Source organism: Rhodococcus sp. ACS1 (assembly GCF_002300155.1).
In the GTDB taxonomy this organism is placed as follows: Bacteria; Actinomycetota; Actinomycetes; order Mycobacteriales; family Mycobacteriaceae; genus Rhodococcus_F; species Rhodococcus_F koreensis.
On record NZ_NSDZ01000014.1, the window covers coordinates 95,621 to 113,462 of the forward strand.

The following is a 17,842-nucleotide window of genomic DNA, read 5'->3' on the forward strand; positions in this document are numbered from 1 at the left end:
CGTCCATCACCTGGACACCCAGCGCGTGGGCCGCGTGGCACGCCTGCACCGCGCGGCCCACGCCGACGAGGAACCGAGGAGAGCAATGAGCGACATCGCAAACGCCACGGCGGCGTCGGAGATCGATCCGGGAACGTTCCGCAACGTCCTCGGCCATTTCCCCACCGGAGTCGTCGTCATCACGGCGATCGACGACGGTGAGCCAGTGGGGATGGCGGTCGGAAGCTTCACCTCGGTCTCCCTCGACCCTCCACTGGTCGCCTTCCTCCCAACGAAGTCCTCGACCAGCTTTCCCCGAATCCGTTCGGCCGGACGTTTTACGGTCAACGTCATCGGCGCCGCGGACCAAGAACTCGTCCGCAACTTCGCGATCTCGAGGGCGGACAAATTCGCCGGCGTCGAGTGGACACTCTCCGGCGGCGGGTCCCCGATCCTCGACCGAGCCGTCGCCTGGATCGACTGCGACATCGAGACCGTCGACGAGGCCGGTGACCATTTCATCGTGGTAGGCCGGGTCCTCGACCTCGCCATCGGCACCGGTGAAGGTCCACTGCTGTTCTTCCGCGGGGGCTACGGTCGATTCGATCAAGGCTTCCGAACCGCACCCGGGCGCTCCGATCTGCTGTCACCGCTCCGTTATGTCGACAAGATCAGAGATCTGCTCGTCACCACCGCGCAGGAACTCGGCGTCGAGTGCTTCGCCAACGCCGTCGTCGGTGAGGAACTGGTGATCGTCGGTAGCACCGGTGAGCCCACCCATCCGATCGGGCTGAGCCGAATAGGGCAACGCATGCCCCTCGTCGCACCCCTCGGCGCCGGTGCCATCGCCTGGAGCGAACCCGCTCAACAGGAGCTGTGGATCCAACAGGCTCGTCTGACTGCCGCGGACCGCACGGCCGCGACGGCGGCGCTGCACCGAGTTCGGCAACGGGGATGGTCCGTCGCACTGGCGACAGACGGGTTGCTGGCGCTCGAAGCCGCGGTCGGCCGTCAGGGCCCCGACATCCTCGACGGCCGGTGTGCCGACGAGGACGCGATGAAAGCCGCACGCAACATCGACATCAGCAGCCACGACCCCGAAACAATCGACGATTCGACCGTCTATCGAGTCCGCAACGTGAGTGCGCCCGTTCTCGGCTCTGATGGCCGCCTGCTGCTGCTTTTGAGCCTGTATGGACTCCCGCGAGAGGTCACCGGTGCCGAACTCCGTCAGTACCTCGATCGGTTGTGCGCGACAGCCGCCCAGTCGGCCGAACTGATCCGAGAGACCTCCGGGGGGCACGTCGAATAGTCGAGAACGCAGCAGCACCGCCGCGCAGTCTTTCCTCCGACACACCTTCTCACCTCCGGTCATCACCTGTGTTCTGCAGGTGATGGTCGACTTCGCTCGAGAAAGGCTCTTCCTCACATGCCCACTTCAGTGATCGTCGCCGGTGCCCGTACCCCGATCGGCCGACTGCAGGGCGCACTTGCCGGGTTCTCCGGCGCCGACCTCGGCGCCCTCGCCATCGCGGCGGCGCTCGGCAAGGCCGGTATCGCTCCCGACCGTGTGCAGTACGCGATCATGGGACAGGTCCTCACCGCCGGCGCCGGGCAGATGCCGGCCCGGCAGGCTGCCGCGAAGGCCGGGATCCCGATGAGTGTTCCGTCGCTGAACATCAACAAGGTGTGCCTGTCGGGGGTCGAGTCGATCATCCTCGCCGACCAGTTCATCCGGTCCGGCGCGTTCGACGTGATCGTCGCCGGCGGCATGGAGTCGATGAGCCAGGTACCGCATCTGCTGCCGAACTCCCGCAACGGGTTCAAGTACGGCGATGTCACCCTCGTCGACCACATGGCCCTCGACGGATTGCACGACGCGTTCACCGATCAGCCGATGGGACTGCTCACCGAGGCGGGCAACGACAAGGACGTCATCGCCCGCGAGGACCAGGACGCGTTCGCAGCCCGCTCGCACCAGCTGGCAGCCAAGGCCTGGGACAACGGCGTCTTCGACGACGAGGTCGTCCCCGTGGAGATCCCCGCCCGCAGGGGTGAGAGCACCTGGCTGCGCCGCGACGAAGGCATCCGCCCCGACACCACCGCCGAAACCCTGGCGCGGTTGCGTGGCGCGTTCCGGGACGGCGGCACCGTCACCGCGGGGAACGCGTCGACGATCAACGACGGCGCCGCCGCCGTGGTGGTGATGAGCAAGGAACGCGCCGAGGCCGAGGGGCTGACCTGGCTGGCCGAGATCGGCGAACACGGCATGGTCGCCGGACCGGATTCGGGTCTGCAGTTCCAGCCGTCCGGTGCCATCACGAAAGCCTGTGATGCGGCCGGTATCTCGCCGAACGAGCTGGATCTGATCGAGATCAACGAGGCGTTCGCCGCCGTGGGGATCGCCTCCACCCGCGAACTCGGCGTCGACCCAGACCGGGTCAACGTCAACGGCGGTGCGATCGCCCTCGGTCACCCCATCGGCATGTCCGGCGCCCGCATCACCCTGCACCTCGCGCTCGAACTGCAGCGCCGCGGCGGCGGCACCGGCGCCGTCGCCCTCTGCGGCGGCGGCGGACAGGGCGACGCCCTAATCCTGCGCGTCCCCTGACATTTCGCTCACCACACTGCCGTAACCATATTCGAGGAGAACCTGTGAAGATCCAAGGAGCCGTCGCTGTCGTCACCGGCGGAGCATCCGGACTCGGCAACGCCACCGCCCGGGCCCTGCACAAGCGCGGCGCACAGGTCGTGCTGCTCGACCTCCCGTCGTCCGACGGGGAAGTGGCCGCCAAGGAGATCGGGAAGGGCGCCTACTTCACGGCCGCCGACGTCACCTCCGCAGAGGACGTGGCCTCGGCGATCGACTTCGCCGCGTCGCTCGGCGACCTCCGCGTGGTGGTCAACTGCGCGGGTATTGCTACGCCCGGCAAGGTTCTCGGCAAGGCCGGCGCCATTCCCCTCGCGGACTTCGAACGCGTCGTCCGCATCAACCTCGTCGGCACGTTCAACGTCCTCCGCCTCGCCGCCGAGAAGATCGCCCAGACCGAACCCGTCGACGGGGAACGCGGCGTCATCATCGACACCGCCTCCGTCGCCGCATTCGACGGCCAGATAGGTCAACCCGCCTACGCCGCGTCGAAGGGCGGTGTCGCCGCGATGACACTGCCGATCGCCCGCGAACTGGCCCGCCACCTCATCCGCGTCGTCACCATCGCACCCGGAATCTTCGAAACGCCGATGGTGGCCGGGCTTCCCGAGGAGGCGCAGAAGTCCCTCGGACAGCAGGTGCCGCACCCCTCCCGGCTCGGCAAGGCCACCGAATACGCCGCCCTCGCCGCGCACATCATCGACAACGCCATGCTCAACGGCGAAACCATCCGCCTCGACGGCGCCATCCGCATGGGCCCCCGCTAGCCCATATCCCAGCCGAACACCTCGTCGCACGAAAGGGACGCCCTCTATGCCTGCCTCCGTGAACTATCAGGACAAGCTCGCCGTCCTCAACCTCGGTGACGGTGAAAATCGCTTCTCCCAGGCCTGGCTCGACACGGTCGAGGAACTACTCGACGATGTCGAGCGGACACGTGCACAGGCACTGGTGACCACCGCAACCGGGAAGTTCTACTCCTACGGCCTCGATCTGGACTGGATGACCGGCAATGCCGACCAGGTGGAAGGGTATTTTAAGCGTGCGCAGGAGTTGTTCAGTCGAATACTGACCTTCCCCATGCCCACGATCGCCGCCATCAACGGACATGCCTTCGGAGCCGGTGCAATGCTCGCGATCGCTCACGACTACCGGGTGATGCGCGCCGATCGTGGATACTTCTGTTTCCCAGAAGTGGACGTTCACGTCCCCTTCACCCCCGGAATGGCCGCGCTGATCCAAGCCAAGTCGACCCCGGCCGCCGCGATCACCGCGATGACCACCGGCCACAGGTACGGCGGAGCCGAAGCACACACCGTCGGCTATGTCTATGACACCGCGGATGAAGAACACCTCGTCGAAACCGCAATCGATCTGGTCAGGCCGCTTTCTGGGAAAGATCCGGGCACCCTCGGCGCGATCAAGTCCACCATGTTCGCCTCGGTGGTCGCCGCCCTCCACCAATAGCGGCACAGCTTCCGTTCGTACGCAACAAGGCTCAGGCCACCGCACGGCTTGACCTTGCCGGAAATGCGCGAGCAAGATCAATTGCCACTGTGGTCCACAGACGGCTCACACACCACTCCGGCGATGCTGAGCTCGAGTCACCGGCACGATATTCTGAGGGCAACATCAGGAGTGAGCGCATGTTCGTCCCACCCAGAGGTCCCGGGAGACGCCTCGAGCACCCCGACACCACCGGTGAAGCTGTCCGCACCATGGCCTGACACCGACCCGTTCGCAACTCAATGGGACCTGGCCACGGCGGTCACGAGCGAGCTCGAATCAGCCGGATTCGAGGACGCCCAGCCGATCGGACAGGGTGGGTTCGGAGTCGTCTACCGCTGCACGCAGCCCTCATTGGACCGTTCCGTGGCAGTCAAAGTCCTCACCGCTCCCCTCGATGAGGACAACACTGCACAATTCTTCCGGGAACCCCGCCGCTACCTCGGCCTCGACGTGCTGGCCCGGTCCCGCGGCACCCAAACAACACCCGAACCGACCGAGGAGGCGACGGCGTCAACCCCACCTCACCTCGGGGAGTCGCCGCGCAGATCACGAGGTCTTCGAGGTTGCGGGCGGACTGGTCGCGCACTCCCAGGGCTGCGGCTATTCAATTGCGACACCGCGCTACCACGGCTGAGTGGTGATCCGGGCGGCCTCGGCGGCTCAAGTGGCAACAAATCACTCAGCGTTCTCAAACCCGGTGGGAAGATCACCTCCATTTCCGGTCCGCCCGATCCCAGTTTCGCGAAAGAAGCCGGATTGAACTGGATCGTGCAACAGGCGATGCGCCTGCTGAGCTTCCGAATCAGAAGGGCAGCGAAACGACGCAAGGTGACCTATTCGTTCCTGTTCATGAAATCGAGTGGAGACCAACTCCGCCAGCTCGCGTCCCTCATCGATGCCGGCACCATACGCCCGGTCATCGATCAGATCTTTCCCCTCGAATCGACCAAAGACGCATTGACGTACGTCGAACAGGTCCGCGCCCAGGGCAAGGTCGTCGTCAAGGTCGGATGACGATGTCATCGGAGGCTGGTGACGGCCAACTTGCGGCGCTCATCGATTCGATCTCCGTCGCTGAGGACCAGGGACCTGTTTCCTCGATCACCGGGCTGTCCATCACCGCTCCGCGAGCTGATGGAACCCGGAGAGGCAACCTCCGATGGCGCCCTTCGGTGTCATTTGCAGGACGCGAGTTGGACGCCACCGCGGACTTCGAGTCCGGTCAGGGTGGTGACGAGCCGGTCGAGGACGTCGTCGTAGATGTCCGGTGCAGGAACAGGCGGGAGAGCCTGCGGTGCAGCTCTGGCCCTGCCGGTGTACGCGGTCGAGAGCAGTAGCTGGTCGATGAAGTCGTCGTTGATGTCGACGTCGGGGAAGACGATCGACGGGTTTGCCACCCAGTTCGAGGGATACGGTGTTTACGTACTCCACCTGCCAGTATAGGATTTCTTATAGGAGGTGGAGCGATGACAGTCACGATGAACGCCGACGAACTGGTTGCCGACCTGGGTCGCGAGAGGGCCCGCGAGGTGGCCGCCCACATCGCCTACCTACGGCGGCTCCGTCAGCTCCACGAGCGCGGCTACACGCAGATGAAGTTGGCGACGCTCGTCGGGGTCAGCCAGCCGACGATCAGCGAGATGCTCCGTCGGGCGCGAGTCAACGCACCAGACGTGCGCCCCGGCACACACGGCGGCACCCCTTATGAGATCGCGGCCCGCTACGCCGCCGGCGAGCTCGACCGGGACATCGCTCTGCGTGAGCTGACCACCTGGCGCTACGAGCGGCCCGCCGAACCCAACCCGATCCCCTGGGCCAACGACGGCGCACCGGTTGTCGAGGGCGGTTTCAACAACCAGGTCGGGCGCGCACTGCGCGACGGTCTGCTGACCGACGAGGACTACGACGCCGTGCTCGACGCCCTGGCGGACGACTGACCTGTGCTGACACCCGACGAGATCGAGCACCGCCGCGCGTTCCTCGCCTCACTGTCCACCGCGGACGGCCCGCTGCACCCGGACGCCGCGTACGCGTCGGTGAACAACCGGAGGTGGTTCCGCACGATCGACGGGGTACCCACCCCGACCGCCCGCCGAACGCAGCTGCACGAGCGGATCCTCGAACAGTGGCGGGCCGCGAACCCACATGTGGTGACCGAGCTGTCCGCGATCCTGCTCGCGGGGCCACCGGGGGCCGGCAAGTCCTCCACCCACGAACGGTTGTTCCACGGCCACGACCAGCGGCAATGGCGCGAACTCGATGCCGACGTATTCAAGCGCTACCTGCTCGAAGCAGCAGAGGAAGACGGCACCCTGCAGGCGTTGCTGCCGCCGGACCTGCGGGTCGCCCCGGGGCAAACGAGCAGGTTCTACCCACTCGAGTTATCCGCGCTCGTGCATCACGAGTCCACCAGGTTCCTGTTCACAGCCGCCGAGCGTGAGGCCGTCGACCGGGGAGAGAATCTCATCGTCGACGGCACCCTGGCGTGGAAGCCGCACGCCGAACGCCTCGTCGCCGGCCTGGCCGAGGCCGGGTACCGAATCCAGGTGGTCGACGTCGAAGCCCCGAAAGACGTGGCAGCCGAGCGGATCGTGGCTCGGTGGCGGCGCGGGTTCCTCCAGGCCCTCGACGCCCCAGCGGACCCCGAGCGCCGTCTCGGTGGGCGGTGGGTGCCCGTGACCGCCCTCGACAGACTGTTCACCGAGTTCCGGGCCCCGGACAACACGCCGCTGCACGGCAAGTCGGTGACCGAGGTCAACGCACGCGAGGTCAGCGAGGATCACACCGCCGTCACCCGGTACGACCTGTATCGCACCACGTCGGCCGATGCCGCCGCCGAACACGTCGAACGCCATGAACGGCTCGTCGAGGGCGGCGAACTCACCCCGGTCCCGTTGCCCGAAACATCCTCTCGGCCAACGAGCGTCAGCGCCGACATACCGGATGCCCACGAAACGCTGGCAGACCGCCCGCCGGGACGAGTCGGCCGGCCACCTACCGAAAACAGCAGCTCCGCTGCTCCCGATCCTGGCCAGGAAACCTCCCGAGACCTCGACCTCTAGGGGACCTATGGCCCATATGGGGTACCAGAACTTGTAGCGGCGCCGTGAGGCAGTGGACAAGGCTCGACCTGATGCCGATGGACCCGCGATCCCTCGACTCGGCCGCACTCACCATCGCCGAATCCAACGACGTGCTGACCGCCCCGGGCGCCTTCTACGAGGTAGTCAAGGTCCTCGACGAGGTCCACCACCTGAAATTCGTCGGTGCGGGCAGCGCCCGGCTCCAAAGGCACAGGTCAGGCATAGGTCGTTGCACCGTGGCGTGGAGGGGAAATCCACGAGGCTGTTGACACTGCCGGTAAGTCGATGCAGCGCGAAAACGACATCACACCTGAAGTAGGGCGGGAGAGCTACGATCCCATTCTGGCGAGGACTGCGACATCAACCGTGAAGTGTCATTCACGTGGATGACATTGCGGGGCATCATCGGTGGTCCGAGGCGCGTCCTCAAGTCCCACGCACGCGGCCGTGCGACCCGCGCAACCTGGGTCAGGCTGGCCGACAACGTCGCATGTAATGATTTCGTGGTCGCCGAGGATACTCGGATGGCTTTAATTCCATTGAGTACGTATGCCGACCACGCGGCACCGACAAGGGGATAACGAGATGGTCAGCCTTCACGAAGGGGTCGATCGGGGTCGACTGTGGCATTAACCGAACTACCCGCATTCGTTCCGGGTGCAGATGGGCACGAAGTCCTTCCGCCCGGACGCTGGACTTGCACGCCGGATGCGTTCAACCGTCGGTTCGTTCTCGGCCTAGCCGACAGCGCTCGCCGTAAGGAGATATTCGAGGACTTCGTGACGTACCGCGATATGCAGCTCGGGCACGGCCTCAAGGTGCTGTCGTACTGGATCGACGGCAGTTTCACATCATCGAAACTCAATCCTGGCGACATTGACATAACCGCACTGATCGATGGTGTCGCCTCCGCGCCAACCGCGGGATACGACGACTGGGTGAACCCTGCCGACAAGTGGAAGACTCTGGTTCATCCGCTCGTTGGCCGCACCATCAACGTCGATGGTTACGGGATCGTGAAGGCACCGGACGGTACGCCTGCAGCGAATACCTACCGCTCGATGCGCGGATACTGGGATGATTGGTGGCAGCGCTGCCGCTCAACCGGTGAAGAGATGTCCAAGGGTTACGTGGAGGTGGTGTTCTGATGGCCGCAGACCACGAACTCTTCGAGATTCAGCAAGGGCTCGTGGCTCTCGGGCGGGCAACACTCGCGTCCGATGACTGGATGCAGAAGTCCAACCTGGAGTCCGCTCGTAGTTTGCGAGCTCTCGTCCACGAGGCATGGATGCCGTACCGCACCGGTGTACTCGCGAGGTTCCACGACGGCGCGGTCTCTGGCCACACGGCCCCCGCCTATCAGGTTCTGCGTACAGCCTATGAGTTCAACGACGCTGTCATCGCAGTGTCGAACAAGATGCTCGACCAGCCATATCGTGAGATCAATGACGCAGTACGTAAGCGCTTGGGTCTTCTGATGCGTCCGGTTCTAGCCGGTTCTGTGCAGGTTGACTTGGTCTGTCCGATACCGGGAATCGACGAAGATGCTGAGTTGCCCAATGAGTCGACAGGGCAGGGCATGATGCCAGAACTTACAGACCTCGAATCAAAGGGGGCTGTTGCACTCCATCGTGTCCTTGAGGTCCTGCGCGCGTCGACCTCGATGTCCGACCGGTCCCAGCTCTCGGCATACTCGGACATCATCGGGTCGGATGGGTGGCGAAAGGTTGCGCGGCTGGCAAATCGCTGTGTCGAGGCTGATTTCACCATCGACTTCAGCTCGCGGACTGACCCCAACGATTGGTTCTCGTTCGCGCCCGCACACGCGGCTGCACTAAAGACTTTCATCAAGGAAAGGTCTCTCACGAAAGTAGAGGTCGAATACACCGGCCTCTGGCAAACGGCGAGCAGCGTGCGAAGTTGGTTCGACCTTGAGACAGACCTTAAGCAACGTATTAGCGGTACTGTTCCGCGAGACCTCGTCCCGGCGTCGATGCAGCTGTTGGATCAGCGGGTACGGGCGATCATTGCCGAAACGACCAACCCGGACGACGATCAAGAGGCACCGAAGGTGAAGCGGACACTCGTCCGACTCGAGCCAATGGACGGCGGCGACACCCCCGGGAGTGATAGGAGCAAGCCTCACATGTGGTGATGGGGCGTAGACCTCGATCACCGCTGATCAATGACGCTCCGCGCTTTCTTCATCACCCTCGAGCTGCCGGGCGAGGATGCCTATGTCGGCGCGCACTTCGATTCCTGGTCCAGCACCGGTAATCTGGCCGGGGAGGCGGACCGGTTGACCGCGGACGACCTGGTCGCGGAGGGTGTTCCTGTCCGTGCAGGTCGCCCCGACGGCGGCGCGGGCGATCCTGTACACCGAGGCGGAGGTGAACGCCCCTTCTGACGGCGATAGGCCCGGATCGGGACCTGGTTCGACGAACCGGCCCCGCTGACCCCGGGATGGCCCGCCTGGGACCTGGAAACGGCCCTATGGGCGCTGCCGGGGATCGGCCAGACGAAGGCAACCAAGCTGATCGCCCGCAAACGTCCCCGGCTGTACCCGATCTGGGACTCGGTGGTCAGTCAGGTCCTGGGCACCGAGCGAGCACATCTGAACCCTGTCCGGGAGGCCCTCCGCGCCGACGACCGGGCATTGCATCACCGGTTGCTGTCGATCCGGGAGGAGGCCGGCCTCCCCGAAGAGATCTCAGCGCTCCGCGTGTTCGATGTGATCGCGTGGATGGACGGCAAGAACCGCGGCCTGGGAGAGCGTTCTGACCAGGAAAGATGACACGTCCCGGTGGGATCTTCGAGAGGTGCACGAGGAAGATGCGCATGCGGATGAAGTTTCACGAGCAGCTCGACGAGCTGACAGACCGTCTGGCGTCGATGTGCCGCCTGGCCGGGGATGCGGTCCAGGTGGCGACCGAGGCCCTGGTGCTGGCTGACCTGCCCCTTGCCGAGCGGGTGTTCGACCTCAACGAGCAGATCGAGGAACTGCGCGGTCCGTGCGAGGACCTGGCGATGGCGCTGCTGGCGTTGCAGGGCCCGGTGGCGCGTGATCTCCGTCAGGTGGTCACCGGTGTGCACCTGGTGACGGATCTGAGCCGGATGGGCGGGCTGGTGCAGCATATGGCCGAAAGCGTCTGGGTGTGGTCACCTGAGTTGGCCCCAGTCAGGCCACTGATCGGAACGAATTCTGGCCCCGGCTGAGGATGCCGGTGGTCCGCGATCGGGTGGTGCGGCGTGTCGGCACGAATCTTGGCCCCACCCGGGTTCGGATCTCCTCGTTGGACGTGTTTCAGCGAGGAGGACCGGTGAAGAGATCGGGTACGCGGATGGAGTTGTTCGAGCAGATCCGCCGTGATCGGCGGGATTCGGAATTGTCGATTCGGGAGTTGGCCCAGCGGCACGGGGTGCATCGGCGCACGGTGCGGCAGGCGTTGGCCTCGGCGGTGCCGCCGCCGCGCAAACCGTATCGCCGCCGGGTGCGACCGGCGATCGACGACTGGGCCGAGCTGATCGATTCCTGGCTGGTCGCCGACCAGCAGGCACCGCGCAAGCAGCGGCATACCGCGCGGCGGGTGTGGCAGCGGTTGGTCGCCGAGCACGGGGCGACGATGTCGGAAGCGACGGTCACCTGGTATGTGCGCCGCCGCCGCAGCGAGTTGGGGCTGGTCGAGATCGAGATAATGGTGCCGCAGACCCATCTGCCGGCCGCCGAGGCGGAGGTCGACTTCGGGGAGGTCTACGCGGTCATCGGCGGGGAGATGACCAAGTGCTGGATGTTCGTGATGCGACTCTCGCACGCCGGACGAGCCTGCCACGTGGTGTTCGGCACCCAGGCGCAGGAGGCGTTCTTCGAGGGACACGTGCGGGCCTTCGACTGGTTCGGTGGTGTGCCGCACCGCATCCGCTACGATAACCTCAAACCCGCTGTGGTGCGGGTTCTTCGGGGCCGAGACCGGGTCGAGTCGGACCGATTCGTCGCCCTACGCAGCCACTACGGCTACGACTCGTTCTTTTGCATCCCCGGCCAGGGTGGCGCCCACGAGAAGGGCGGCGTCGAGGGCGAGATCGGTAGATTCCGGCGCCGGCACATGGTGCCGGTGCCGAAGGTGGCCTCACTGACCGAGCTCAACGAGAAGGTCGCCGCCGCGGACCTGATCGATGGCACCCGGGTCATCGGGGGCCGACCGGTCACGGTGGCGGCCGCGTTCGCCGACGAGCAACCCCTGCTGCTTCGGCTGCTTGCCGAGCCGTTCGACTGCGCTCGACTGTTGTATGCGCGGGTCGACACCCATGCCCGGGTGTCGGTGCGGCAGAACTTCTACTCCGTGCCCGCCCACTACGCGGGCCGCCGGTTGCCGCTGCGGCTGAGCGCTGGCCGGGTCGAGGTGCTCGACGGGTCCCGGGTGGTCGCCGGCCACGACCGTGCCTTCGGCCGGTTCACCGAGGTCCTCACCCTCGATCACTACCTCGAGGTGCTGATCCGCAAACCCGGTGCCCTGCCCGGGGCGACCGCGTTGACGCAGGCCAAGGCGGCCGGGGCGTTCACTGAACCATCCCGAGTCTGATGCACACAGTGTTATTTGTGTGCGACCGGTTGATCGGCACGGTGTGCAGCGTAGTATTTGGCCTCGTACTCGGTGGGCGGGATCCGCCCAAGCCGGTGCATCAGTCGGTCGGTGTTGTACCAGTGCACCCACGCCGAGGTGGCCTCCTCGACGTCGCTGACGGTGCGCAGCGGCCCGATGCGGAACGGGGAGTCGGCGGCGATGCACTCGGCCTTGTAGAGCCCGACCGTCGTCTCGGCGAGGGCGTTGTCGAAGGCGTCGGCCACCGACCCGATCGACGGCAGCAGTCCCTGCAGGAACAGGGTCTCCCCGAAGCGCAGAGCCGTATATTGCGACCCCGCGTCGCTGTGGTGAATAGTGCTTCCGCGCAATGGGTTACCTTGCATCGCCCGCAAGGTGCAGGCCTGGTTCACCGCCCGCTGCACGAACGCGGTCTCCTTCGACGTCGACACCTCCCAACCGACGATCGTGCCGGCGAACGCATCGATGACGAACGCCGTGTACGCGAAGCCGGACACCATCCGGACGTACGTGAAGTCCGCGACATAGAGCGCGTCGGGCCGATCGACCCGGAAGTTCCGGTCGACCAGATCCGGCGGCCGCGGCGCCGACGGCTCCGGCATGGTGGTGCGGACTCTCTTCGCCCTGCTGGCACCGCGCCACCCGTTGACGCGCATGAGCCGTTCGACGGTGCAGCGGGCCACCTCGATGCCCTGACGGCGCAGGTGGGCCCACATCTTCAAAGAGCCGTACAGCGACTCCGGCCTGCGTCGACCGTGCTCGTCACGCTCGACGTAGTACGAGGCCAGCACCGCGGTGATGGTGGCGTCCCACAATGCCCGTTTCGACAACGGCCGGCTGCGCCAGGCGTAGAAGGTTCTCGGGGCGATCGTGCACCCGTGCTCGGTGAGCACCCGGCAGATCGGTACGACCCCGAACTGATCGCGGTGTTCGGCGATGAACCGGCAGATCACTTGCGTGGCGGGTCGCACTCCCGCGCGAAGAAAGACGTTGCAGCCTTCAATATTTCGATGGTCTTCTCCAGCTCGGCGTTCTTCCTCCGTAAAGCCCGCAGTTCGGCCTCAGCCTCCGATGCCGACGTAGCCGGGGTGCCGCCGCCGGCCGCTTCGGCCTTACGGACCCACACCCGCACCGTTTCCGTCTTCAGTGACATCCGCTCGGCGATCGTACGGATCGCCTCGTACTCCGAGGCGTACTCGTCACGGTGTTCGAGGACCAGGCGCACGGCCTTCTCCCGCACCTCGGCTGGATAGACATTCGGCATAAGGATCACCTTCCCAAGAAAGAAGGTGTGCATCAAACTCGGGACGATTCACACCGCCAGCCACCAGGGGTACTGGGACATCGCCCGCAAGCTGCTCGGTGACCGCGCCGGCACCCGCGCCCTGATCGATGTGCTGCTCGCGCACCGCAGCCTGGCCCCCGAAATACTGCACCAGGCCCTCGACCGGGCCATCGAGTCCCGGTGCATCGATCCCCAACTCGTTCTCATCGACGCCCGCCGGCTGGCCCGCACCGATTCCTCGACCGCGGTCCCGATCGGCGTGCTCACCCGTTACGACCGGCCCGTTCCGTCGTTGACCGCCTACGACGCCCTGCTCACCGGAAGCTGAGTGCCCAAAAATGGTTTCTTCCGACACCGCAGCCCAGGCCGCGATCGGCGCGGCCACCCGCGAACTGCATCTGCCGACCATCCGGACCGAAGCGGTCCGGATCGCCGAAATCGCTGCCCGCGAACAACAATCACATCTGGCGTTTCTCGCCGAAGTGCTCTCCGCCGAGGTCGACGACCGCACCGAACGCCGCCGGGCGCGCCGGCTCAACGACGCGAAGTTTCCGCGGATCAAACGGCTCGCCGACTTCGATGTCGATGCCGTTCCGGGGATCTCCGCGGGCACACTCGGGCATCTCGCGGCCGGCGGATACCTGGACGCCGGGGAGCCGGTCGTGCTGCTCGGTGACTCCGGCACCGGCAAATCACACCTGCTGATCGGGCTCGGCCTGGCCGCCTGCGAGCAGGGCCGCCGAGTCCGCTACATCACCTGCGCTCAGCTGGTCAACGAACTCGTCGAGGCCGCAGACGAACGGATCCTCTCCCATGTCGTCGCCCGCTACGGGCGCCTGGATCTGCTGCTGCTCGACGAACTCGGCTACGTCCAAATCGACCCCCGCGGAGCGGAAATGCTGTTTCAGATCATCACTGAACGGGAGGAGCGTGCAAGTATCGGGATCGCGTCGAATCTGCCGTTCTCGGAGTGGGGCACCGTCTTTCCCGATCCTCGCCTGCCCGCGCCGCTCCATGTCATACCCACAGCATACCACCCCACCCCACACACGCCCAAAACAATCGAAAATCTTTGAAACGCCCAAATCTATTGATCGACAACAGATTACGAACCTTACAACCTTACGTTTGTGCATAACATACGTAAAAACTTATTCACCAATTGATTACCCAAATATGTTGTAAATCAACAGCTTTCAAAAACGGCTCAAAACGGGGCGAAACGGACACCGGCGCCCCCGCCGACACCCCGGCGCCGGCACTACCCCGACACGTCGCCGGCGCCCCCGCATCACAAACCGGGGACATGTCATCACACCAGGTCACAGCACCATTACGGCCCCGCACGGCACACGGCCCGACCCCGGAAATCGGGTGCGGGCCGTGCACGGAGAGAGGCGAACTAGGCTGCCGGGTCCAGCCAGGGCCGATCGTCACGGCCCTCCACATAGACCCCGCCGGGCGGACCCTCGAGCAGAGTGAGCAGCAACTCACGCGCCGCCGGAGAGGCACCGGCGAGCATCTCGTCCCGGTGCTCGGTCCAGTCGTCCCAGTCCCAGCCCGAACCGGCATCGATGCAGCTCTCGACTGCCTCGACAGGCTCACCGTCCACGAACACCCACACGCTGGTCGGCCCATCCGGATCGCGGACGATCACTGCCTCCACCGTCACGCCTGCGCCGCCCTCGTCACCGTGTAACCGAGCGACTCCGCCAACAAGTGCAACAGATCATCCGCCGACGGCAGGGCGGCCCGGTCCATCCGATCCCGAATCGCGTTGCACTCGTCCTTGTCCTCGCACATGCACTCACTGTTGCGGGCACCGTCCTCGAGGCCCGAGTCCAGCCCACAGCCGTCCACCGTCACCGGATCGAGCACCCACCGATCGATGCCGTCCCAGTCGCGCATCAAGTAGACCCAGATCGATTCCTCGATGTAGTGGGTGCCGCGATTGAGGGCGCGCTCGCCCTGACACATGTAGACCTCGGCAGGGGTGGGAATATTCGTGTTCGTCGTCGTTGTCATCGTGAGGTTTCCTTCCAACGTCAGTGGTTCACGGTGGGCGCGAACACCGCACCGGTCAGCAGGGCATCCTTCTGGGCGTCAGACAGACCCACCGTCGCTCCAGTGCCGTCATGGGCCGCGAACACCACAGCCCCGCAGAACGGCTGCCAGATCGCCCCGTGGGCGCGCGCAATCACCGTCGCCATCAGATTCACCTGGGCATCGGCCTGGATCGCGCCCTCGTCATCGACCCACATATCCAGATCCCGGCCCAGCCGCACCACGTCGAACCAACGACACCCGATCGCAGACCGGATCGCCGCCCCGGTGCTCACCCCCGCCCCGAGGTCGATCACCTCGGGACGGCCGTCCACACCGATCCGCACCGCCTGCGCGGTCAACGTGCTGGTGGCGCTCATGCCTGCACCCCCAGCACCGAGAAGCCGTCCAGCTCGAGGCCGTGGCGGCGGAACCCACCGATCCGGCGGCCCAACGCCCGCGCCACCATCTCCCGGTCCACCTCGTCTTCGGCGATCTCGCCGGACCGGGCCGACACCGTCACCGTCACCTTCGCGGTGATGGCTACCTCGCACTCCACCGTGAACTCCCGGCTGCGCGGCGGCAGACCGTGCTCCTCCATGAACCGATCGAACTCGCCGCACAGGTTGTTCTCATCGGCCCAGTTCCCCGCATCGCGTGCGACGTGTTCCACCCAGTCCGCGTGCGCCTTCTGGTTGGCCTGCAGGTGCTCACGCAGCCACGCCACCTCCCGGCGATCGCGCATCGCCTCCGCCAACGACGTGGCGATCCGCTCCCACCACACCGGCACCGGGCGCTGCAACGAGGCCACCACCACCTGATCCGGGCGCACCCGGCCCTGCCACACCGGCGCATCCGGCGAGAGCGGCACCAACGCCACCGACACCAGACGCTTGTCCTCGGCAACACCGTTCACCGACAACGCCGCCACGTCGGTGCGGTCCGCGACCAGCCAGCCAGCCGTCCACGCCTCACCCTCCCGCACCTCCACGAACACCCCATCCGCCGGGAACACCCCACCGGCAGGGGCGGCTACACCCGCCCCGCTCGTCACGTTCTCGACAACTGCAACGTCCACAGACATCACAACTCCAAACCCCCGGACAACACCCCGGGCTCACCGGAGCGGAAAGGTGGTCAACCCCCTCCGCCCCGCATCAATTGGGACACCGAAAACATAGCCCACCCCACCGACACAAACAACCCGAAACACACTGCACAACAAACGAATTCGAGCCGTACACCGCTCATAAAAACACTCCAGAATCAAGCCTCTAGAGCCCTAAAACGCCACCTACCCATCCCGTGCCGGGGCACGGGATGGGTAGGTGTTCGAATGCGAGCTCCGTGGGATTTCGGCGAGCCCGAATCCGGCAGCCGAGATCGACCACCTGGGTCCCCAACGGTCGAGGAGGCCAGGTCGGTAAGACTTAGCCGGAACACTGCGAATGGAGTGCTATGGACCTGACCGACCCTGAGTACGCACTGGCATGGCCACGCGAGGTTTTCGTCGCTGAGGCAAACGCCATGATGAAAGCTGAACGGGAACGTACATCGTTCCGCGCCAACTACGAGCTGCTTCTCGAAGAAGCGTTCGTGGGAAAGGCGCCGATGATGGACTATTCGGCCTCGCCGAAGTCGACGTTCGCTCGCAGACCGCAACCAGACCCCTGGGACGACCCGTGGTCGACCAAGACCACCCCCGACATCCCGATCGTGTCCGAGCTGGTTCGCCGTGCCGACGAATTGGTACATCCGCGAGCTAGGCGACCGTACTTCTCTCGCCGAAACGGGACCGCCCCGGCGACGGATCCGAGGCCCCCCGGAGAGCCCGATTGGGCTTCCGCGAAGGTCCGCTTCAGCGAGTTCATCACGCGGTGGCAAGCAATCGGATACTTCGGCGAGGTTTACCCGGATGGCTGCGACGACGTCCGAAGCGATCTGATTGTGAGTCTGGATGAGAAGCTCACTGACCTTTACGGAGAGCAGCCCCCACCGTTGAGGCACAGCGAAACCGATGGTTGGAGCGACGAAGAGCTTTGTGACCTCGTCGAACTACTCCACGATCTCGCGGCGCGGCCACGGGACCGCTGGTACCACGACTACGAAGACCACTTCCACTATTCCGACCACTCCATCCGCACAGGTCAGATGCTCTATCGAATCCGTGTGAACGACCTCTTGGCCGCCGCGAACTTGCGCTTCCGCCTGGCCAGCGATGGTGAAGACGTCGGCCGTCTGGTCACAATCACCGATGATTCGCGTGCCGAGTTGCTCGTTCGTGTCGCCGAACAGCCGACGAATCGCCTGACGGACCAGGTCGGCCATGCGATCGCGCTGTACAGGTCGCGCCAGTCCACACGCGAGGACAAGATCTCGGCGATCCGAGAATTGATGGCAGTGCTCGAACCCGACCGCTACACCGTTCTCAAGGGCACTGCTGCGGAGAAAGACAACGAGAGCTTGTTCCTGATTGCGAATCGCTACGCAATCCGCCACAACAAGGACGACCAGCTACGCGACTACAACCACGCGTTCCTCGATTGGGTGTTCTGGGCTGCGCTGGCGATGGTGCAGCTATGCAAGGAAATGAAAGCCGAATCCGCAGCACAACGTACGTAAACGCCCATTACCCCACCAGCGGCGCTCATCAGCTTCCGTACATCCCCGTAGACAACCACCCGCACCAGGA

22 protein-coding genes, 2 pseudogenes and 1 other annotated feature are annotated in these 17,842 nt (G+C 65.1%); of the genes and pseudogenes, 18 read left to right on the forward strand and 6 right to left on the reverse strand.

Going from position 1 to position 17,842, the window contains the following annotated elements; genetic code table 11:
- Positions 1 to 85 precede the first annotated feature (85 nt).
- The 6 genes and pseudogenes from CJ179_RS48090 to CJ179_RS48110 all read left to right on the forward strand — a co-directional run bounded on the left by CJ179_RS48090 (position 86) and on the right by CJ179_RS48110 (position 5,152).
- Complete coding sequence (locus tag CJ179_RS48090; protein WP_095866197.1) at positions 86 to 1,291, forward strand: flavin reductase family protein; 1,206 nt, start codon at positions 86 to 88, stop codon at positions 1,289 to 1,291.
- Between the two features lie 117 nt (positions 1,292 to 1,408).
- Complete coding sequence (locus CJ179_RS48095; RefSeq protein ID WP_095866198.1) at positions 1,409 to 2,590, forward strand: acetyl-CoA C-acetyltransferase; 1,182 nt, start codon at positions 1,409 to 1,411, stop codon at positions 2,588 to 2,590.
- A gap of 44 nt (positions 2,591 to 2,634) precedes the next feature.
- Positions 2,635 to 3,396: an SDR family NAD(P)-dependent oxidoreductase gene (locus CJ179_RS48100; RefSeq protein WP_095866199.1), complete on the forward strand. Its 762-nt coding sequence runs from the start codon at positions 2,635 to 2,637 to the stop codon at positions 3,394 to 3,396.
- 46 nt (positions 3,397 to 3,442) lie between these two features.
- A complete protein-coding gene (locus CJ179_RS48105; protein WP_095866200.1) occupies positions 3,443 to 4,096 on the forward strand; it encodes an enoyl-CoA hydratase-related protein in 654 nt (217 codons plus the stop codon).
- A gap of 234 nt (positions 4,097 to 4,330) precedes the next feature.
- Positions 4,331 to 4,570 (forward strand): annotated as a pseudogene (locus CJ179_RS53590) (hypothetical protein); the annotation flags it as partial.
- An 18-nt stretch (positions 4,571 to 4,588) separates the two neighbouring features.
- Positions 4,589 to 5,152, forward strand: coding sequence for a zinc-binding dehydrogenase (locus CJ179_RS48110; RefSeq protein ID WP_257016371.1), 564 nt, complete (start codon positions 4,589 to 4,591; stop codon positions 5,150 to 5,152).
- Positions 5,153 to 5,313: 161 nt separating this feature from the next.
- On the opposite strand, the gene CJ179_RS48115 is transcribed toward CJ179_RS48110, so the two are convergent.
- Positions 5,314 to 5,535 (reverse strand): hypothetical protein, encoded by a 222-nt coding sequence (locus tag CJ179_RS48115; protein WP_257016333.1) that lies wholly within the window; start codon positions 5,533 to 5,535, stop codon positions 5,314 to 5,316.
- Positions 5,536 to 5,604: 69 nt separating this feature from the next.
- On the opposite strand from CJ179_RS48115, the gene CJ179_RS51970 reads away from it, so the two are divergent.
- The 9 genes and pseudogenes from CJ179_RS51970 (at position 5,605) to istA (ending at position 11,801) form a co-directional block, all read left to right on the forward strand.
- Positions 5,605 to 6,075, forward strand: coding sequence for an XRE family transcriptional regulator (locus CJ179_RS51970; protein ID WP_095866202.1), 471 nt, complete (start codon positions 5,605 to 5,607; stop codon positions 6,073 to 6,075).
- Positions 6,076 to 6,078: 3 nt separating this feature from the next.
- Positions 6,079 to 7,200: a zeta toxin family protein gene (locus CJ179_RS48125; RefSeq protein WP_095866203.1), complete on the forward strand. Its 1,122-nt coding sequence runs from the start codon at positions 6,079 to 6,081 to the stop codon at positions 7,198 to 7,200.
- 71 nt (positions 7,201 to 7,271) lie between these two features.
- On the forward strand, positions 7,272 to 7,490 hold the full coding sequence (locus CJ179_RS48130) for a hypothetical protein (protein WP_143549073.1): 219 nt from the start codon (positions 7,272 to 7,274) through the stop codon (positions 7,488 to 7,490).
- Positions 7,491 to 7,844: 354 nt separating this feature from the next.
- Positions 7,845 to 8,369 (forward strand): hypothetical protein, encoded by a 525-nt coding sequence (locus CJ179_RS48135; protein WP_143549074.1) that lies wholly within the window; start codon positions 7,845 to 7,847, stop codon positions 8,367 to 8,369.
- Entirely contained in the window at positions 8,369 to 9,376 is a 1,008-nt protein-coding gene (locus CJ179_RS48140; protein WP_095866206.1) for a hypothetical protein, read from the forward strand. The genes CJ179_RS48135 and CJ179_RS48140 overlap by 1 nt, the downstream gene beginning before the upstream one ends.
- Positions 9,377 to 9,406: 30 nt before the next feature.
- Positions 9,407 to 9,628 (forward strand): hypothetical protein, encoded by a 222-nt coding sequence (locus tag CJ179_RS48145; RefSeq protein WP_257016335.1) that lies wholly within the window; start codon positions 9,407 to 9,409, stop codon positions 9,626 to 9,628.
- Between the two features lie 93 nt (positions 9,629 to 9,721).
- On the forward strand, positions 9,722 to 10,015 hold the full coding sequence (locus CJ179_RS48150; protein WP_257016373.1) for a DUF6308 family protein: 294 nt from the start codon (positions 9,722 to 9,724) through the stop codon (positions 10,013 to 10,015).
- Between the two features lie 44 nt (positions 10,016 to 10,059).
- Positions 10,060 to 10,389, forward strand: a pseudogene (locus CJ179_RS48155) (phosphate uptake regulator PhoU); the annotation flags it as partial.
- A gap of 152 nt (positions 10,390 to 10,541) precedes the next feature.
- The gene (gene istA / locus CJ179_RS48160; protein ID WP_257016337.1) at positions 10,542 to 11,801 is read left to right on the forward strand and encodes an IS21 family transposase; all 1,260 of its coding nucleotides are present in this window, start codon (positions 10,542 to 10,544) and stop codon (positions 11,799 to 11,801) included.
- Between the two features lie 11 nt (positions 11,802 to 11,812).
- Here the strand turns inward: istA and CJ179_RS48165 are convergent.
- Positions 11,813 to 13,086, reverse strand: a protein-coding gene (locus CJ179_RS48165) for an IS3 family transposase (protein WP_095866208.1) whose coding sequence is annotated in 2 segments (ribosomal slippage) — positions 11,813 to 12,810 and positions 12,810 to 13,086 — 1,275 coding nt in all. Because the reading frame shifts where the segments join, the coding sequence is not laid out codon by codon here.
- Positions 12,683 to 12,814, reverse strand: a sequence feature (AL1L pseudoknot). Its footprint overlaps the gene before it by 132 nt.
- Before the next feature lie 25 nt (positions 13,087 to 13,111).
- Between CJ179_RS48165 and CJ179_RS48170 the strand changes: the two genes are divergently transcribed.
- Both CJ179_RS48170 and istB read left to right on the forward strand, forming a co-directional pair.
- Positions 13,112 to 13,435, forward strand: a complete 324-nt coding sequence (locus CJ179_RS48170; RefSeq protein WP_095866209.1) for a hypothetical protein — start codon at positions 13,112 to 13,114, stop codon at positions 13,433 to 13,435.
- 10 nt (positions 13,436 to 13,445) lie between these two features.
- Positions 13,446 to 14,183 (forward strand): IS21-like element helper ATPase IstB, encoded by a 738-nt coding sequence (gene istB, locus CJ179_RS48175; protein ID WP_257016341.1) that lies wholly within the window; start codon positions 13,446 to 13,448, stop codon positions 14,181 to 14,183.
- A gap of 326 nt (positions 14,184 to 14,509) precedes the next feature.
- On the opposite strand, the gene CJ179_RS48185 is transcribed toward istB, so the two are convergent.
- From CJ179_RS48185 to CJ179_RS48200, 4 genes are read right to left on the reverse strand one after another with little or no spacing between them, the layout of a single operon-like run.
- On the reverse strand, positions 14,510 to 14,779 hold the full coding sequence (locus tag CJ179_RS48185; protein WP_095866210.1) for a hypothetical protein: 270 nt from the start codon (positions 14,777 to 14,779) through the stop codon (positions 14,510 to 14,512).
- On the reverse strand, positions 14,776 to 15,132 hold the full coding sequence (locus tag CJ179_RS48190) for a hypothetical protein (protein WP_095866211.1): 357 nt from the start codon (positions 15,130 to 15,132) through the stop codon (positions 14,776 to 14,778). Before CJ179_RS48190 ends, CJ179_RS48185 begins: the two co-directional genes overlap by 4 nt.
- Positions 15,133 to 15,152: 20 nt before the next feature.
- Complete coding sequence (locus CJ179_RS48195; RefSeq protein WP_095866212.1) at positions 15,153 to 15,530, reverse strand: DUF3846 domain-containing protein; 378 nt, start codon at positions 15,528 to 15,530, stop codon at positions 15,153 to 15,155.
- On the reverse strand, positions 15,527 to 16,234 hold the full coding sequence (locus CJ179_RS48200) for a hypothetical protein (protein WP_257016342.1): 708 nt from the start codon (positions 16,232 to 16,234) through the stop codon (positions 15,527 to 15,529). The genes CJ179_RS48195 and CJ179_RS48200 overlap by 4 nt, the downstream gene beginning before the upstream one ends.
- Positions 16,235 to 16,608: 374 nt before the next feature.
- On the opposite strand from CJ179_RS48200, the gene CJ179_RS48205 reads away from it, so the two are divergent.
- Positions 16,609 to 17,772, forward strand: coding sequence for a hypothetical protein (locus tag CJ179_RS48205; protein ID WP_095866214.1), 1,164 nt, complete (start codon positions 16,609 to 16,611; stop codon positions 17,770 to 17,772).
- Positions 17,773 to 17,842 lie beyond the last annotated feature (70 nt).

Excerpts from the sequence above, each read along its gene's own strand:
- CJ179_RS48090 (WP_095866197.1), top strand. The coding sequence starts at position 86 with ATGAGCGACATCGCAAACGCCACGGCGGCGTCGGAGATCGATCCGGGA.
- CJ179_RS48095 (WP_095866198.1), top strand. The coding sequence starts at position 1,409 with ATGCCCACTTCAGTGATCGTCGCCGGTGCCCGTACCCCGATCGGCCGA.
- CJ179_RS48105 (WP_095866200.1), top strand. The coding sequence starts at position 3,443 with ATGCCTGCCTCCGTGAACTATCAGGACAAGCTCGCCGTCCTCAACCTC.
- CJ179_RS51970 (WP_095866202.1), top strand. The coding sequence starts at position 5,605 with ATGACAGTCACGATGAACGCCGACGAACTGGTTGCCGACCTGGGTCGC.
- CJ179_RS48130 (WP_143549073.1), top strand. The coding sequence starts at position 7,272 with ATGCCGATGGACCCGCGATCCCTCGACTCGGCCGCACTCACCATCGCC.
- CJ179_RS48140 (WP_095866206.1), top strand. The coding sequence starts at position 8,369 with ATGGCCGCAGACCACGAACTCTTCGAGATTCAGCAAGGGCTCGTGGCT.
- CJ179_RS48145 (WP_257016335.1), top strand. The coding sequence starts at position 9,407 with ATGACGCTCCGCGCTTTCTTCATCACCCTCGAGCTGCCGGGCGAGGAT.
- istB (WP_257016341.1), top strand. The coding sequence starts at position 13,446 with ATGGTTTCTTCCGACACCGCAGCCCAGGCCGCGATCGGCGCGGCCACC.
- CJ179_RS48190 (WP_095866211.1), bottom strand. The coding sequence starts at position 15,132 with ATGACAACGACGACGAACACGAATATTCCCACCCCTGCCGAGGTCTAC.
- CJ179_RS48195 (WP_095866212.1), bottom strand. The coding sequence starts at position 15,530 with ATGAGCGCCACCAGCACGTTGACCGCGCAGGCGGTGCGGATCGGTGTG.
- CJ179_RS48200 (WP_257016342.1), bottom strand. The coding sequence starts at position 16,234 with ATGTCTGTGGACGTTGCAGTTGTCGAGAACGTGACGAGCGGGGCGGGT.
- CJ179_RS48205 (WP_095866214.1), top strand. The coding sequence starts at position 16,609 with ATGGACCTGACCGACCCTGAGTACGCACTGGCATGGCCACGCGAGGTT.